The organism is Actinomadura oligospora ATCC 43269, from assembly GCF_000518265.1.
Lineage (GTDB): Bacteria > Actinomycetota > Actinomycetes > Streptosporangiales > Streptosporangiaceae > Spirillospora > Spirillospora oligospora.
Map to the genome: position 1 here is coordinate 785,375 of NZ_JADG01000003.1, position 16,173 is coordinate 801,547.

The 16,173-nt window shown below is 72.6% G+C and carries 12 protein-coding genes; 7 read left to right on the forward strand and 5 right to left on the reverse strand.

Annotation, left to right across the window (positions count from 1 at the left end; genetic code table 11):
• Nucleotides 1-26: 26 nt before the first annotated feature.
• Nucleotides 27-1,448 carry an NAD(P)/FAD-dependent oxidoreductase gene (locus P696_RS0102980; protein ID WP_026411167.1) on the reverse strand — a complete coding sequence of 474 codons (1,422 nt, stop codon included), beginning with the start codon at nucleotides 1,446-1,448 and terminating at the stop codon, nucleotides 27-29.
• A gap of 996 nt (nucleotides 1,449-2,444) precedes the next feature.
• Between P696_RS0102980 and P696_RS42870 the strand changes: the two genes are divergently transcribed.
• Nucleotides 2,445-5,270, forward strand: coding sequence for a helix-turn-helix transcriptional regulator (locus P696_RS42870; protein ID WP_084336699.1), 2,826 nt, complete (start codon nucleotides 2,445-2,447; stop codon nucleotides 5,268-5,270).
• Between the two features lie 124 nt (nucleotides 5,271-5,394).
• On the opposite strand, the gene P696_RS42875 is transcribed toward P696_RS42870, so the two are convergent.
• On the reverse strand, nucleotides 5,395-6,822 hold the full coding sequence (locus P696_RS42875; protein ID WP_034482772.1) for a KamA family radical SAM protein: 1,428 nt from the start codon (nucleotides 6,820-6,822) through the stop codon (nucleotides 5,395-5,397).
• A gap of 259 nt (nucleotides 6,823-7,081) precedes the next feature.
• Between P696_RS42875 and kdd the strand changes: the two genes are divergently transcribed.
• Together kdd and P696_RS42880 are read left to right on the forward strand one after the other, a co-directional pair.
• A complete protein-coding gene (kdd, locus tag P696_RS0102995) occupies nucleotides 7,082-8,068 on the forward strand; it encodes an L-erythro-3,5-diaminohexanoate dehydrogenase (RefSeq protein WP_245627478.1) in 987 nt (328 codons plus the stop codon).
• A gap of 41 nt (nucleotides 8,069-8,109) precedes the next feature.
• A complete protein-coding gene (locus P696_RS42880; protein WP_170026297.1) occupies nucleotides 8,110-8,622 on the forward strand; it encodes an NUDIX hydrolase in 513 nt (170 codons plus the stop codon).
• A 49-nt stretch (nucleotides 8,623-8,671) separates the two neighbouring features.
• Here the strand turns inward: P696_RS42880 and P696_RS51965 are convergent, their stop codons facing one another.
• Nucleotides 8,672-8,929, reverse strand: coding sequence for a hypothetical protein (locus P696_RS51965; RefSeq protein WP_051466673.1), 258 nt, complete (start codon nucleotides 8,927-8,929; stop codon nucleotides 8,672-8,674).
• A gap of 64 nt (nucleotides 8,930-8,993) precedes the next feature.
• Between P696_RS51965 and P696_RS51970 the strand changes: the two genes are divergently transcribed.
• The gene (locus P696_RS51970) at nucleotides 8,994-9,446 is read left to right on the forward strand and encodes a hypothetical protein (protein WP_051466676.1); all 453 of its coding nucleotides are present in this window, start codon (nucleotides 8,994-8,996) and stop codon (nucleotides 9,444-9,446) included.
• A gap of 360 nt (nucleotides 9,447-9,806) precedes the next feature.
• On the opposite strand, the gene P696_RS0103010 is transcribed toward P696_RS51970, so the two are convergent.
• Together P696_RS0103010 and asnB are read right to left on the reverse strand one after the other, a co-directional pair.
• Nucleotides 9,807-10,580 (reverse strand): bestrophin-like domain, encoded by a 774-nt coding sequence (locus P696_RS0103010; protein ID WP_026411169.1) that lies wholly within the window; start codon nucleotides 10,578-10,580, stop codon nucleotides 9,807-9,809.
• Nucleotides 10,581-10,823: 243 nt separating this feature from the next.
• Nucleotides 10,824-12,755 carry an asparagine synthase (glutamine-hydrolyzing) gene (gene asnB, locus P696_RS0103015; protein ID WP_026411170.1) on the reverse strand — a complete coding sequence of 644 codons (1,932 nt, stop codon included), beginning with the start codon at nucleotides 12,753-12,755 and terminating at the stop codon, nucleotides 10,824-10,826.
• 286 nt (nucleotides 12,756-13,041) lie between these two features.
• Here asnB and kamD point away from each other — a divergent pair, with 286 nt between their 5' ends.
• From kamD to kal, 3 genes are read left to right on the forward strand one after another with little or no spacing between them, the layout of a single operon-like run.
• Nucleotides 13,042-14,649: a lysine 5,6-aminomutase subunit alpha gene (kamD, locus tag P696_RS42890; RefSeq protein WP_034482774.1), complete on the forward strand. Its 1,608-nt coding sequence runs from the start codon at nucleotides 13,042-13,044 to the stop codon at nucleotides 14,647-14,649.
• On the forward strand, nucleotides 14,646-15,494 hold the full coding sequence (gene kamE, locus P696_RS0103025; protein ID WP_084336701.1) for a lysine 5,6-aminomutase subunit beta: 849 nt from the start codon (nucleotides 14,646-14,648) through the stop codon (nucleotides 15,492-15,494). Before kamD ends, kamE begins: the two co-directional genes overlap by 4 nt.
• Nucleotides 15,491-15,925 carry a 3-aminobutyryl-CoA ammonia lyase gene (gene kal, locus P696_RS0103030; RefSeq protein WP_051466677.1) on the forward strand — a complete coding sequence of 145 codons (435 nt, stop codon included), beginning with the start codon at nucleotides 15,491-15,493 and terminating at the stop codon, nucleotides 15,923-15,925. Before kamE ends, kal begins: the two co-directional genes overlap by 4 nt.
• The last annotated feature ends 248 nt before the right edge of the window (nucleotides 15,926-16,173 follow it).

The following is a 16,173-nucleotide window of genomic DNA, read 5'->3' on the forward strand; positions in this document are numbered from 1 at the left end:
GCGCGGGCCTTCCGGAGAAGCGTCGGTCAGCGCAGCGCCGCCGAGCGCGGCTGGAGGTTCACGATCGCGAGCTCCTCGCGGCTCAGCGGCGGCCCGGTGAGCTCGGCGACGGCCCCGTCCCGCTGCATGAGGGCCAGGAAGTCGCTGGAGCCGAGCTCCGCCTGCGGGCTGCTCATGCTGATCACGTCGGTGACGACGTCGGAGACCGCGCGCGAGCACATGGACTTCGCGGCGATGAGGTCCATGAACTGGCGCGTCACGCCCGAGGTGTCGTTCAGCCGCGGATCGGTGGAGCGGTTGCGGCAGTTGACGTACTCCAGGTCCTTGGACGCCGCCATGATCCACGGGTCGTCCACGGCCGCGCTGATCTCGCGCTGCGTCTCGTGCGCCGCGCCGGGGCCGAGGCCGTCCCCGGCGAGCCGCCCGGCCAGGACGGCGGCGGCGCGGGCGGCCGCGCTCATCCCGTGGCCGTGGATCGGGTTGAACGCCGCGAGCGAGTCGCCGAGGACGAGCAGGCCGTCCGGCCAGCGGTCGAGGCGCTCGGGGTACAGGCGGCGGTTGGCGCCGATGTGCGAGACGAACACCGGGGTGATCGGCTCGGCCGGGCCGATCAGGTCGGCGACCAGCGGGTCGCGGAGCGAGCGCGCGTAGGGCAGGAAGTCCTCCTCGCGGGTCGGCAGCCCGCCGCCGCGCGTGCAGGAGAGGGTGACCATCCAGCGGCCGCCCTCCTGCGGGAAGACCACGCCGAAGCGGCCCGGCACGCGCACCCGATGGTCGGCGGCGACGTTCACGGCGGGGAAGCCGGAGGTCGCGCCGGGCGGGGCGACGAACTCCCTGGTGGAGTAGGCGATGCCCGCGTCGACGACGTCCTCGTCGAGCGGCGGGAGCCCGAGGCCCGACAGCCACCGGCGCAGGCCGGAGCCGCGTCCGGTCGCGTCGACGACGAGGTCGGCGTCCAGGACCTCGCGCGCGCCGCTCTCGACGTCCCGCACCTCCACGCCCGCGACGCGCCGGGCGTCGCCGGTGAGGGAGACCGCCTCGGTGCGCTGCCGCAGGCGGACGCGGCCGTCGGCGAGGACCTGCTCGCGGACGGCCCAGTCGAGCAGCGGACGGCCGCCCATGATGACGTACTGCCGCGCCGGGAAGCGGTGCTGCCAGCCGTGCGACATCAGCGTCACGACGTCCTCGTGGAAGGCGACCCTGCGCGCGCCCGCCGCCAGCACCCGGTCGATCGCGCCGGGCAGCAGGTCCTCGACGATCCGCGCGCCGCCCGACCACAGCACGTGGACGTGCCGGGCCTGGGGGAGTCCCCGGCGCTGCGCGGGACGGCCCGGCAGGACGTCGCGCTCCACCACGGTGACCGACCGCGCGTGGCGGGCCAGCACGTGGGCGGTGAGCATCCCCGCCCAGCTCGCCCCGAGCACGACCGCGTGTTGAGGTGTGGTCACGTTGTCCGTCCCTTCGCCGTCGGCGGCACGGTCCTGGTGCGTGGCGGGCGCGACGTGCGCGGGTGCGGTGCGGGCGACACGGCGCCGTGACCATGGTCACCGCCGCCGCTTAAGCGAGCCTTGCCTCCGCGCGGACCGGACCGCGCCGCCCGCGCGAGTCGTCCGAAAAGGTCGGCGGCGTGATGCCGGTCACATAAACGCTCGGTAAGTGATGCGCGATGAACTCGCGGGTTCACGCAATGTGCCAACTCTCTGTTGGGGTGTTGGCACGTTCTGCGAAACTCCGGCCCCCCCGGCGAGGCCGCGGCCCGGCCAATCCGGCCCGCGATGGGGGACCGGAACGTCAAGGTTCCGCAAAAGAACAATGCGGCGGCGGGACGGCTCCGGGGGCCCGCGTCGTGATGGTCGGCGCCTGCCGCGGACCGTCCGCCGGGGACTTCGGCAGGTGGCGGAGGGGGATGGCGCCGGGCCCGGCCGGGATTGTTGTCGCGGCCGCCGAAATACGGCGCGTGCGGCGGGCGGTGCCGACCGTGACGCGGCTCGAAACCCACCTTGACCGCCTTGATTGCTGCGTTTAATGGGCCTTCAATGTTTGCATGGAACACCGGCCTCCCCGCCTTGGAGCGTTCTCACTGCCCGCCACATTTCTCCCGCCACCCCGCCGACCCCGCCAGGACCCGCGCCGCTCCCAGAGCGCGGCCGGCGGCCGGACGGCCTAGCTCCCGCTGCTCCCTTCGGACGTCCTCCGCCCCAGGCGTCCACACCGGACCGCCGCGCGGGGGCCGCCAGGCCCTTCGCGCGCGGTGACCTCGTCCGACCACCGGAGGCGACGGCGCAGCCGCGCGCGCCGCCGCGTCCGGTGCGCGGGCGCGCGTGCCCGCGGCACTCGGACCGCCGTGCCGCGCGTGCTCGCGCGCCCGCCGGCGACTCGGAATCCATCCGTTCTGATCACGAAGGGGGAATACGGCAGGACAATGCCAGGCCGCGGCACGCGGAATGCCGAGCGTCACGGACAGTGAGGGCATCGACCGGACGGTGGATTCTTTGCATCTGGTAGAGCGGGACAATGAGCGCGACACCCTCCGGGGGTTGTTCGCCGACTGCCTCGAGGGGCGAAGTCGGGTGGTGATCATTGGTGGTGGTTTCGCCACCGGTAAGACGGCTTTGTTGCGCGCCTTCGCCGAGCGGACCGGGGAGTCGGGCGCGGTATTCCTCCGGGCTAATTCTTCGAGTGTTGAGAAAGAGCTGTCCTGCGGCGTCCTGGAGCAGCTTCTGCGCAACCCCGAACTTCCGGTGACGAGCTCGGAACGCGCGGCGCGGTGGCTTGACGAGAACGCCATGACGTCGCTGCTGCACACGCCGGAGGCGGGGCCGAACGCGGCGGACGAACTCGTTCCCGTTTTCCGGGAACTGTGGGAGATCGTGCGCGACCTGACCGAGCAGCGGCCGGTCGTGATCGGCATCGACGACATGCACTACGCCGACGAGACCTCACTGCGGATCCTGCTGTACCTGCTCCGCAGGCTGAGATCGGCCCGCCTGCTGGCCGTGTTCACCGAGTGCCCGACGTCCCGCGCCGTGCCCGCCCCGCTGCACAGCGAGCTGTACAGCGAACCGCAGTCCTGCCGGATCACGCTGGGGCCGCTCTCGGAGGCGGGCGTCGGCGCGATGCTCGCCCAGCACCTGGACCACGGGACGGCGGCGCGGCTCGCCCCCGACATCCACCAGGCGAGCGCCGGGCTGCCGTCCCTGGTGGCCGCGCTCATCGAGGACCTGCTCGCCGGCCCGCGCGCGGAGGAACCCGAGCTGGTGGCGGGGGAGACCTACAGCAGGGCGATCCTCGGCTTCCTGCAGCGGCACGAGTTCCCCGGGCCCGACGTCGCGCGCGCCATCGCGATCCTGCAGGAGCCGCAGCCGCTGTCGTTCATCAGCAAGCTGCTGGGGCTCGACCTCGCCTCGGTCGAGCAGGCCGTCAACGCCCTGGCGGCGGCGAACGTCCTGACCGGCACCGGCTTCCGGCACGCGGCGCTGAAGGCGGCGGTCCTCAACCGCGTCCCCACCAACGAGAGCCGCGCGCTGCACGACCGGGCGGCCGCGCTGCTGCACGCCGAGGGCGCCAGGGCCACCGAGGTCGCCGACCACGTCATCGCCTCGAACACCGCCAGGGCCCCGTGGGTGACCCCGGTTCTCCAGGAGGCGGCCGAGCAGGCGCTGTCGGCTGGCCGTCCGACCTCGGCGATCCGCTACCTGAAGACCGCCTACCAGATGTGCGACGACGACCGGCGGCTCGCGGTCGCGCGGCGGCTCGCCGACGCCGAGTGGCAGGTGGATCCCGGCGCCGTCCTGCGCCACCTCCCGGAGTTCCGCAGGGCGCAGGACGAGGGGCGGCTCGAGCCGTCCGGGGTCGTCACGCCGGTGGCGGTGCTGATGTGGCACGGCCGCGCGCCCGAGGCGATGGAGATGCTCCGGAAGGCCATCGACGGCCGGGGCCCGGCGGGCGGCGGGGGAGGGGCACCGGCGGACGTCAACTCCCCGCAGGTCTGGCTGTACTACCTCTACCCGGAGCTGCTCCAGCAGGGCTCGGTGCACGGGGACGCCAGGTACGGCGAGGCCCGGCTGGCCGAGCTGGTCACCTCCACCGACGTGGCCGCCACGCTCGCGGCGGAGCTGCTCAACTGGAAGGACTGCGACCTCGGCGCGGTCGAGGCGGTCCTGGAGCGGAGCCAGCTCGGCCCGCACAGCTTCACCCGGCTCTCGATCGCGCTGGGCGGCCTGTTCTACAACGACGACCTGGGCCGGGCGGCGCGCTATGCCGACGTGCTCGTCGAGCAGGCCGCGGCGCGGCGGAGCCCGACGTGGCGGGCGCTGCTCACCGCCCAGCGCGCGCTGATCCACTTCCGGCAGGGCCGGCTGGTCGCGGCGGAGCGCGGGGCCCGCGCCGCACTGGACATGATCCCTTTGAAGAGCTGGGGGATCGCGGCGGGGCTGCCGCTGTCGTGCCTCGTCCTGACGCAGACGGCGCTGGGCAGGCTGGAGCAGGCGGCGGACACGCTGACGCTCGCGCTGCCCGAGGAGATCTCGCGGACGTCGATCTGGCTCCACTACCTGTACGCGCGGGGACGGCACCATCTCGCGGCGGGCCGGTACCGGGCCGCGCTCTACGACTTCCAGGAGTGCGACCGGAACGAGGCGCTCTCCGCCATCGAGCCGTGGCGCATCGGCGCGGCCGAGGCGTTGCTGCGCCTGGGCGATCCGCGCGAGGCCGAACGGCTGCTGGACGAGCAGCTCGGGATCTCCCAGGCGCGTCACACGCGGACGCGGGGCATGGCGATGCGGGTGCGGGCAAGGACGGTCTGCGACGCGCGGGAACGGCACGCCCTGCTGGAGGAGGCGGTGGAGTGCCTGGCGAACGCGGGAGACCGTCTCGAACTGTCCCGCGCTCTCGCCGATCTGGGGGCCGCCTGCCAGAAGCTCGGTGAAGCCGACCGGGCTGAGGAGCTGGCGCACGAGGCGGACATGCTGTCGCGGCAGTGCCGGGGCCTGGTGCCGAAGGAGGCGTCGCGGGCCCGCGACGCCGATCGGCCCGACCCGGACGAGGAGTCGTCGTCGGCGCAACTGAGCGAGCGGGAGCTCCGGGTGGCGACGCTGGCGGCCGACGGCTACACGAACAGGGAGATCTCGAAGAAGCTCTACATCACCATCAGCACGGTGGAGCAGCACCTCACGAACGTGTACCGCAAGCTGAACGTGAAGCGCTTCGACCTGAAGGAGGCGTTGGACGAGGCGGAGACGGAACCGGACGAGTCGTCGTGCCCCCGCTAGCGATCTCGCGGGGCCGGACGTCGTCCGCATTAATGATCTACTTTGTAAAGGCCGCCGCCCTGTTCACACTAGCGTTCGCTGGTCCGGCCGTCCGCCCGCCCCCGAGGGGCGGACGGCCAGGGGATCAGGCGTGCTCGGCTGCGGGCTGGCCGGTGTTCATGTCCTTCGCCTCTTTCTCGGCGACGTCCCGCCACCAGGCGCGGCCGGCCTCGGGCAGGGTGTAGATCGGGTCGTAGTACTCGTAGCGGCGGTTGAGCGCCTCGGGGTCGGTGAGCTCGATGCCGGTGCGGTAGTTCTTGGTCCAGTAGGAGATGCCGCGGTCGCGGTCGTAGTCGGCGAGCTGGTGGACCCAGCGCTTGCCGACGTAGGGGACGTCGCAGACGATGCGCGGGGTGGCGAAGCCGGGCAGGTAGCCCATGATCGCGTGCTGCAGCTTCTGCGCCTCCCAGACCGCGAGCCGCCAGTGCTCGGATCCGGGGATCATGTCGCACATGTAGAAGTAGTAGGGCATGATCCCGGCCTCGTCGAGCAGGGAGAACGACAGGTCGAGGAGGGCCTCGGGCGAGTCGTTGACGCCGCGGAGCAGGACGCCCTGGTTGCGGACGTCGCGGATGCCGGTGTCGAGCATGGCGCGGGCGGCGCGGGCGACCAGCGGCGTGACCGAGTTGGCGGCGTTGACGTGGGTGTGGATGGCGATCTGGACGCCGCGCTGGTTGGCCTTGGTGGCGAGGCGTTCCATGCCGGCGCGGATCTCGTCCTGGAGCCAGTGCTGGGGCAGGCCCATGAGGGCCTTGGTGGCGAGTCGGATGTCGCGGATGTTGTCGATGTCGAGCAGGGCGTCGACGAAGGACTCCAGGCGTGGCCAGGGGAGGTTGGCGACGTCGCCGCCGGAGACCACGACGTCGCGGACGCCTGGGCTGCGGCGCAGGTAGTCGAGCATGGCGGCGTGCCGGTCCGGGGGCTTGATGGTGAAGCGGGCCTTGTCGACGACGGGGGTGGAGTTGCCGACCAGGTCCATGCGGGTGCAGTGGCCGCAGTACTGCGGGCAGGTGGACAGCAGTTCGGCGAGGACCTTGGTCGGGTAGCGGTGGGTGAGGCCTTCCACCGCCCACATCTCGGCCTCGTGGAGGGAGTCGCGGGTGGCGTAGGGGTGGGACGCCCAGTCGGTGCGGCGGTCGGAGAAGACCGGGAGCATGTACTGGCGTACGGGGTCGGCGTAGAACGCCTCGGTGGACGTGGTGTCCATGGTGTTGAGCATCTGCGGCGGGAGCAGCATCGACATGGTGGCGCGTTCGCGCTGGTCGCGCTCGAGGTCGGCGTAGAAGGCCTCGTCGAGCAGGTCGCCCATGACGGTGCGGAGCTGGCGGATGTTCTTGACGCAGTGGGCGCGCTGCCACTGGGCCGATTCCCAGTCGGCGGTGGTGACGTCGCGCCATCCGGGGAATCGCCGCCAGTCCGGTTCCGTCAGGGGCCTGCGCCGGTAGACGTAGGGCTGGCCTGCGAGTTCGGCCGGTGCGGGGCCGGCGGTGTCGGGACGCAGGGCGGTGGTCATCGTTGACCTTCTTCCTCGCGATGCAGCGATGTGATCGCGTGAAAGTCTTGTATATGTACAGCGATACGGGAAGACTTCCACGTGAAGTAGTGATACCCCGGATATCTTTCAGGACTCATCCGGGCTTGGCGGGAGGTGGCGCGTGCGGGACACCGGTACCGGTGCATCGTCCGAGATCACAGGTGGTGTGGGGGTGTCCGGGGCCTCGTCCGGAGGGGCGCCGGGGAGCGCCGCCGGGCGGGCCGTGGGTTTGCACCGGGTGCTGGAGCCGGCGGGCGTGTTGCCGCAGGCGGCGCACCGGCTGGACGCCGATCCGGCGATCGGGCCGGACGAGGTGCGGATCGCGGTGGAGCGCCTGAACCTGGACGCGGCGTCGTTCCGGCAGTTGCGGACGGCGCACGGCGGGGACGGCGGAGCGGTGCGGGCCGAGGTGCTCGCGATCGTGGGCGAGCGCGGCAAGATGCACAATCCGGTGACCGGGTCGGGCGGGATGCTGGTCGGGACGGTCGCGGAGGTGGGGCCGGAGTCGCCGCTGGGGCTGAAGCCGGGTGACCGGGTCGCGACGCTGGTGTCGCTGACGTTGACGCCGCTGGCGATCACCGACGGGCTGGCCCGCTGGGACGGGTTGAGTGAGCAGGTTCCGGCGGAGGGGCACGCGATCCTGTTCGCGCGGTCGATCGCGGCGGTGCTTCCGGACGATCTGCCGGTTCCGCTGGCGCTGGCGGTGATGGACGTGTGCGGGGCGCCCGCTTTGACGCATCGTGTGGTGGCGGGGCGTCCGGTGCCGCCGGTGGTGGCGGTGCTGGGCGCGGCGGGCAAGAGTGGTTCGCTGGCGCTGGCGGCGGCCCGCCGGGCGGGTGCGGCCGAGACGGTCGGGCTGGTGCCGACCGAGGAGGAGGAGCGGCGGCTGGTCGCGTCGGGGCTGGCCGACCGGGTGGTGCGGGCCGACGCGCGTGATCCGGTGGCGGTCGCGGAGGCGCTGGGCGCTCCGGCGGACGTGACGGTGGTGTGTGTGGACGTGCCGGGCTGTGAGCATGGCGCGGTGCTGGGGACGGCTCCGGGCGGGACGGTCGTGTTCTTCTCGATGGCGACGTCGTTCCCGGCGGCGGCGCTGGGCGCGGAGGGGCTGGCCGCGGACGTGACGATGCTGATCGGGAACGGGTACGTGCCGGGCCACGCGGAGATGGCGCTGGACCTGCTGCGTTCCGAGCCGGGTGTGCGGGCCCTGTTCGAGGGCCGCCTGTAGGACGGCCCGGGTGCCCGCCGTGATCCGCGATCATGGCGGGCATGGTGGTGGAGACGGTGACGGTCCCGTGGATCCCGGTCGCGCACCGGATGGACCTGGTGTTGACCGATGGTCTGCCCGCGGACGGCAGGGTGGTGACGACGGCGTTCACGCTGGTTCTGGACGCCGCGGGGCGGACGCTGCTGACGCGGGTGGATCGTCCGGGGCGTGGGTGGGAGGTTCCGGGCGGGCATGTGGAGCTGGGTGAGGATCCGGTGGACACGGCCGTGCGGGAGCTGGCCGAGGAGACCGGGTTGACCGTCCGGGGTGGGGCGCTGCGGTTGTTCGGCGGTCAGGCGATCACTCTTGAGGCCGCTGCGCCGGACGGGTACGGGTATCCGTCGCGGACGTTCATGGCGTTCTTCACCGCTCGGCTGGACGGCCTGGGGCCGGTGACGCGTCCGGCGGAGGACGGCGAGTGCGTCGAGGCGGCGTGGTTGTCCGCGGAGGAGGTCGCCGGGCGTTGCGTGGGCGCGTCCTGGCTTCCGCTGCACCGCCGCCTGCTCGGTTCCTGAACGTGTCCGCCGCACCCGCCGGGGGCGGGTGCGGCGGTTCGCGCGCGGGTCAGTAGGTGAACAGGACGGCGACGACCGCGCCGATCATGACGACGAGGACCACCATGACCAGCGGCGCGGAGAGTCCCGTCCGCTGCTTCGGGTGGGCGACGGCGGTCAGGTGGTACGGCCTGTGCGGATGGGTCCGGACGGGCGGCTTCGGTCTCGGCTTGGCCGGTGCGGACGGCGGCGGTGACGCGTTCGGGGACGGCGGCTGCGCGGGTGGCGCCGGGGGCGTGGCGGGACGAGGCTGCGGCGCGCTCGGCAAAGCGGCCGGTGGCCGAACCGGCCGAGCGGCTGGCGGCTGCGCTGGCGGTATCGCAGGTGGTGGCGTGACCGGCGGCGTCACGGGCGGAGTCGTCACCGGAGGCGGTGGCGGGGTCGTCGGGGGCGGCGACGTGGGCGGCGGTGGCGGGGCCGGGGGAGCGGGGGGCGTCGGCGGCTCCGGAGGCGTGGTCGGCGGAGGTGTGGTCGGCGGGGGAGTGGGCGGCCAGGGGCACGGCCTGCCGAAGATCACGACGCCGATCGAGACCTGCACGTCCACGCCGGCGTGGATGCAGACGGTCGCGCCGACCGGGTACGGCGGCCAGGGCGGGGGAGGGGGCACCATCGCGATGACCGCGGCCCCCGACTCCCATCCGACGACGGCCATGACCCCGCCGCCTCCGATCACGGGTCCCGGCGGAGGCGGCGGAGGAAGCAGCCTGGCCCTCACGCGCGCCCGGGAGCCGTCCGCCGGGGAGCGTCCCGGAGCCGGAGCCACGCTCTCCCGCCCCCCACGCTGACCACGCCGATCGAGCGCATCATGCTTGCCGCGACGAACGTGGGACGGGGTGTGCGCGGGGGGCGAGACCCGTGTGGCGGAGGGCCCGTGACCGACGGGTACCGACCCCGAGGCGGTCTGGGAAGGCGGCTCCGCCGTCGGTTCCGCAGGCGCGACCACCGTGGACGGCGCAGAGGGGGCGGACGGTGTGGTGGTCGGCGTGGCGGACGGGCCCGCTGACGGACTCGGTGACGCCGTCCCCGCCGAGTTGGAGGTGCCGCCGGTGTCGGCCGCCGTCGAGGCGGTGGCGAGGGCCGGGGTGAGCGCGCCGGCGGCGGCGGTGATCAGCAGGAGCGGGGGCAGGGCGAGCGCACGGCGCACCTCAGCCTCCCTGCGCGATGCGGCTGAACTCTCCGGCGACGGCGGTGAACGCGTCGGGGTGGACGGCGAGCGCGCCGGAGAACGCGTGGGAGATGTCGAGGACGAGGTAGATGCCGACGGCGAGGGCCGCGGCCATGAGGCCGAGCGGTATCAGTGTCATGCCGCGGGGGCGGGCGCCGCCGAGCAGCGGCAGGACGATCACGATGAGGCCGGTGAGGATGGCGATGACCAGTAGGCCGGTGGGCGGGTGGGCGCGGGCGTCCATGGCGCGCTGGTGGCGTGCGGCGGAGACCTCGGTCAGGTGGTCCAGGACGGCGTTGCGGGCGTCCTGGGAGTCGTCGCCGTCCTTGAAGGGGACGGCGATGGTCTCGCGGCGGAGCTTGTCGAGGCGGGCCCAGCCGTCGGCGCTGAGCCTGCGGTGGTCGCGCATGAGGGGCCATTCGGTGCGGCGGACGAAGCCGGCGTAGTCGGCGAGTTCGGCGCGGGTGCGGGCGGCGTCGGCGGGGTCGAGGCGTCCGGCGGCCCAGTAGGTCTCGGAGAGGGCCTGTGCCTCGGCGTAGGTGTTGGAGCGGGCGGCGTCGGTGGTGGTCCACGGGACGACGATGGCGATGGCGAAGGCGAGGAGGAACAGCGCGGACAGCATGGCCCCGGCGTGGCCGTTGGTGGGGCCGTCGGTGGCGTCGTCGTCGGTGCCGCGTCCGACGCGGCGCAGCAGCCGGCTCGCGATGACCACGACGGCGACCGCGCACGCCGCCGCGAACAGATAGACAAGCATGGCCCACTCCCGGGTTCCGGTCAGACACCACTACTGACGCGTCGTGATTTTAGTTTCACGTTGCGTGGTTGTAGGAGTTTTTGCTCACCGGTGTGACAGGAGTGGAACCTCCAGGGAAGCCCGAATGCACCCGAAGGATGGGCGAAGCCCGAACCTCGGGTCCGAAACCGGGTCGGGTGGGCTTCGCGGCCCGCCCGGTCCCGGTGTCCGGTTCCGGTGTCCGGGTTCAGGGTTCGATGTGGCTCAGAGTTCGATGCGGATGGACTGGTCGCGGAGCCAGGCGTCCATGCCGAGGACGATCTCGAAGGCGCTGCGGCGTCCGGCGAAGCCGGTGCCGACGGTGGGGTCCATGGGCCGGTCGGCCATCTCCTTGAGGGAGCGGCGGTCCACCAGGGGGATGACGGGCGCGGACACGTCGGCGATGAGGTCGCGGATCTGGTCGCACAGGGCCTGTTCGTAGGCGGGGTCCTGGATGGCGGGGTAGGGGCTCTTGCGCCGGTCGGCGATGGAGTCGGGCAGCAGGTGGCGTCCGGCGGCGCGCAGCAGGCTCTTCTCGTGGCCGTCGTGGGTCTTCATCGACCAGGGCGTGCCGTAGACGTACTCGACGAGGCGGTGGTCGCAGAACGGGACGCGGACCTCCAGGCCGACGGCCATGCTGGCGCGGTCCTTGCGGTCCAGGAGCATCGGCAGGAAGCGGGTGAGGTGGAGGTGGCAGACGCGGCGCATGCGGCGTTCGTGTTCGTCGTCGCCGGGGACGTCGGGGACTTCGGCGATGGCCTGGCGGTACTGGTCGGCGACGTAGCCGGCGACGTCGAGGGTCTGCAGGAGGCCGCGGTCGAGGGGGCCGGGGCGGTCGACGCCGAACCGCTGGGAACCTCCTTCGCGCATGCCGCGGGCGATCCAGGGGAAGGTGTCGGCGCGGACGGCGTCGTGGTCGTGGAACCAGTTGTAGCCGCCGAAGACCTCGTCGGCGGACTCGCCGGACAGGGCGACGGTGGATTTGGCGCGGATCGCGCGGAACAGCAGGTAGAGCGAGGTGTCCATGTCGCCGTTCATGGTGGGGTTGTCGAACGCGCGGACGACGGTGGCGCGCAGGTCGGGGTCGGCGAGGCGGGTGGCGTCGACGACGATGTCGGCGTGTTCGGTTCCGGCGTGCGCGACGAGTTGGTGGACGTAGGGGGTGTCGGGGGCGTCGCGGTGGGTGTCGGGGACGAACTGGTCGGCCTGTCCGACGAAGTCGACCGCGAAGGAGCGGACGGGGCCGTGCTCGGCGGCGAGGGCGGTGATGATGCTGGAGTCCAGGCCGCCTGACAGCAGGGTGCACAGGGGGACGTCCGACACCAGTTGCCGCGCGACGATGTCTTCGAGCAGGTCGCGGACGGTGGTGATGGTGGTGGGCAGGTCGTCGGTGTGCGGGGTGGCGGGTGGTTCCCAGTAGCGGCGGATGGTGATGCCGGAGCGGCGGACGCGCAGGACGTGGCCGGGGCGTAGTTCGTGGATGTCGCGGTAGGGGGAGTTGCCGACGTCCTTGAAGAAGCCGAGGAGGCTGCGCAGGCCGTCGGCGTTGAGGACGGCGTCGGCGGCGGGGTGGGCGAGGATGGCCTTGGGTTCGGAGCCGAAGGCCAGGCCGCCGGGCAGTCGCCGCCAGTACAGGGGTTTGACGCCGAGGCGGTCGCGGACGAGGAGGAGTTCCTCGGTGCGGGTGTCCCAGACGGCGAAGGCGTACATGCCGTTGAGGTGTTCGGCGAGGCGTTCGCCCCATTGCAGGTAGGCGTGCAGGACGACCTCGGTGTCGCTGCGGGTGCGGAAGTGGTGGCCGTGGGCGGTGAGTTCGGCGCGGAGTTCGGGGAAGTTGTAGACCTCGCCGCTGTAGGTGAGGACGGCGACGGGGGCGCCGGGTGCGCCGTGGGTGGCGTGGGATCCGTCGGGGCGGTGGGTGCCGTCGGGTTCGGGGCCGGCGGGTGCGGTCATGGGCTGGCGGCCGCCCTCGATGTCGATGACGGCGAGTCGCCGGTGGCCGAGGACGGCGTGGGGTGAGGTCCACACGCCCTGGTCGTCGGGGCCTCGGCAGGCCATGGTGGCGACCATCTCCGCCGCCGTCCTGGCCGTGTCGGCGGTGGTCTCGCCCGCGGTCAGGTCGCGGCCGAAGTCCACCCATCCGGTGATTCCGCACATGGTGCCCACCTCTCGTTCGGTGCGTGCGTCCCCAACTACTTAGCCGGACAAACTTGTTTCGCGCCGGTCAGGCCATGTGTTGATGCCCGGAACACTGTTTGCGGACTGACTGCAAAGAGGTTCTTGCGCGTGACATGGTGCATACCGGAAGATCTTCCGTAGAGAACGCGTCAATGAGGACGATTGTTCGTCGCGGCCCGTCCGGTATGCCCGAAGTCGGACAGTGGGCGGGCGCGGCGGAGAAGGGAACGGCGATGCCGACCGACCTGCCGAGGGAGACACCCCGGTGACCGGCCCGAACACGCGCGGCAAGCTCGACCTGGACCCGGAGGTCGTCCGCAAGGCGCGGAACCTGGCCGCCCGGGCCGCCGAACCCGTCATCCAGATGGCTCGTACCCACACCACGGTGTCGGTCGAACGCGCTTTGCTGCGTCTTTCCGGTCTTTCCGGCGCCGATGCCGACGGACGACCCTGGGCCAACCACCTGGTCGACACCGTCCAGGCGCAGGTCGGACTCGAGCACGGCGTCGCCCTGCCGGTCTGGGACGCCCTGGCGCGCGGCGGCCACGGCTCCCTCGCCGACCTCGCCGCCGCGGCCGCCGCCGGACGGGTCGACTTCCGCCTGCCCACCGGGTCCGACGCCCGCACCGCCGAGAGGGCCGCCCGGCGCGCCGCCCGCGGCGGCATGGACCGCATCGACCGGCGCCGCGCCGAACGCGACCGGATGCTCGACCAGGTCGGCGACCCGCCCCAGCCGTGGATCTACCTCATCGTCGCCACCGGCGACATCTACGAGGACATCCCCCAGGCGCAGGCCGCCGCCCGTGAGGGCGCCGACGTCGTCGCGGTGATCCGCTCCACCGGGCAGTCGCTGCTGGACTTCGTCCCCGAGGGCGCCACCCGCGAGGGCTACGCCGGGACCTACGCCACGCAGGAGAACTTCCGGCTCATGCGCTCGGCGCTCGACGACGTGTCGCGCGAGCTCGGCCGGTACGTGCGGCTGACGAACTACGCCTCCGGGCTGTGCATGCCCGAGATCGCGACCCTGGCCGGGCTCGAACGCCTCGACATGATGCTGAACGACTGCATGTACGGCATCATCTTCCGCGACATCAACCCCCGCCGGACGTTCATCGACCAGCGGTTCTCCCGACAGATCCACGCCCGCGCCGGCATCGTCATCAACACCGGCGAGGACAACTACCTCACCACCGCCGACGCCGTCGACGCCGCGCACACCGTGATCGTGTCGCAGCTGCTGAACGAGCGGTTCGGGCACGAGGCGGGCCTGTCGGACGCCCAGCTCGGCCTCGGCCACGCCTTCGAGATCAACCCGAAGATCCCCGAGTCGTTCCGGCTGGAACTCGCGCACGCCCAGCTGGTCCGGGAGCTGTTCCCCGACGCGCCGCTGAAGTACATGCCGCCGACCAAGCACATGACCGGCAACATCTTCGCCGGGTACCTGCTGGACGCGTTCTTCAACCTCGCGGGCGTGATGACCGGCCAGTCGATCATCCTCATCGGGATGATGACCGAGGGCATCCACACCCCCTGGCTGTCGGACCGCGACCTGGCCCTGGAGAACGTCCGCTACGTCCGCGACGCGGCCGGCGGCCTCGCCGAGGACTTCGTGCCCCGCCCGGACGGGTTCATCGGCGAACGCGCGCGCCGCGTCCTGTCGGAGTCCATCGACCTGCTCGACAAGGTCGACAAGGACGGCCTGCTCACCGCCATCGCCGAGGGCACCTTCGGCGTCACCCGCCGCCCGCCGGACGCCGGCAAGGGCCTGGAGGGCGTCGTCGAACGCGCCGACGGGTACCTCAACCCCGCCATCGACATCCTCGACAACGAGGACCCGCACGCCGCGTCCGCACCGCAGGAGGTGACCGCATGACCATCGACCCCACCGCCGCGACGGGCTCAGCCACGGGCACCGACACCCAGGCGCCGGCCGAGCCCGCCGACACCCGGCAGGTCATCCGCCCCTACGGCGACACCACCGGCGACGGCCTGGTCCAGATGTCGTTCACCCTGCCCGTCCCCGCGGGGCCGCGCGCCGACGCCGCCGCCCTGCAGCTGGCCGGGAAGATGGGCCTGGAACCGGCCAGCGTCGTCCACGCCAAGCCGATGGGTCCCGACTTCACCTTCTTCATCGTCTACGGCCGCACCAACCACCTGATCGACTACGCCTCCATCCCCGTCCCCGAGGGACGCGAGTACCCGCTGCTGTCGGCGCCCGAGATCAACCAGGCGATCCGCTCGGGCCTCGGCCGCCGCCTGGTCGTCGTCGGCGCCTGCATCGGCACCGACGCCCACACCGTCGGGATCGACGCGATCCTCAACGTCAAGGGCTTCGCGGGGGAGAAGGGCCTGGAGTACTACCGCGAGATCCAGGTGATCAACATGGGTGCGCAGGTGACCGTGGAGGAACTGGTCGCCCGCGCCAAGGACGCCGACGCCGACGCCGTCCTGGTCTCCCAGGTCGTCACCCAGCGCAACGCCCACCTGCACAACACCAAGCAGATGGCCGCCGCGTTCCACGCCGAGTACCCCACGGCCGTCGCCGCGGGCATCGGCCGCCCGCTGCTGGTCGTCGGCGGCCCCCGCTTCGACACCGTCACCCCGTCCGATCTGGGCGTGGACCGCATCTTCGGCAAGGGCACCACGCCCTCGGAGGTCGCGTCCTTCCTCGTCCACGCCCTGCTGCCCGGCGCGACCGGCACCGAGGAGACCCCATGACCGACGCCCCCACCCCCGCCGCCGCGCCCGCCGGGTCGGCCGCGTCCGGGGAGGACCCGCGGCTCGGGCTGACCGTCGTCCACCGCCGCTACGTCCCCTACTCCCACGCCCACTACGCCGGGAACCTGGTGGACGGCGCCTACGTCCTCGGCCTGTTCGGGGACGTCGCGACCGAGGTGTGCATCCGCACCGACGGCGACGAGGGCCTGTTCGCGTCCTACGCCGACGTGCAGTTCCGCGCCCCGCTGCGCGCCGGGGACGTGGTGGAGGCCGTCGCCGAGGTCACCCGCGTCGGCCGCCGCAGCCGCACCCTGGCCCTCACCGCCCGGGTGATCTGCCGGGGCCGCCCCGACAAGGGCGAGTCGGCCGCCGAGGTCCTCGACGAGCCGATCACGGTCGTCACCGCCACCGGCACCGTCGTCGTCCCCTGAACCGTGCGCTGAACCGTGCCCAGACGCTCGGCCCGGGTCGTGCCCTGACCGGGCCGCCGGGCAGGCGCCCTGGCGGGCCCGCCGCAGGCATGCCCTCCGGACGGCCCGAAACCCCGACCCGCGCCTGACCAGCACCGGCCCGGCCCGTCCCGCGCGACCGCCGGACGGGCCCGCCGGAGGCGGTTGACAAGGTCGCGGAACTGGGTAACTTTGCTCGAGTCCAGCACGGGACTCACCGATCGGCCGCC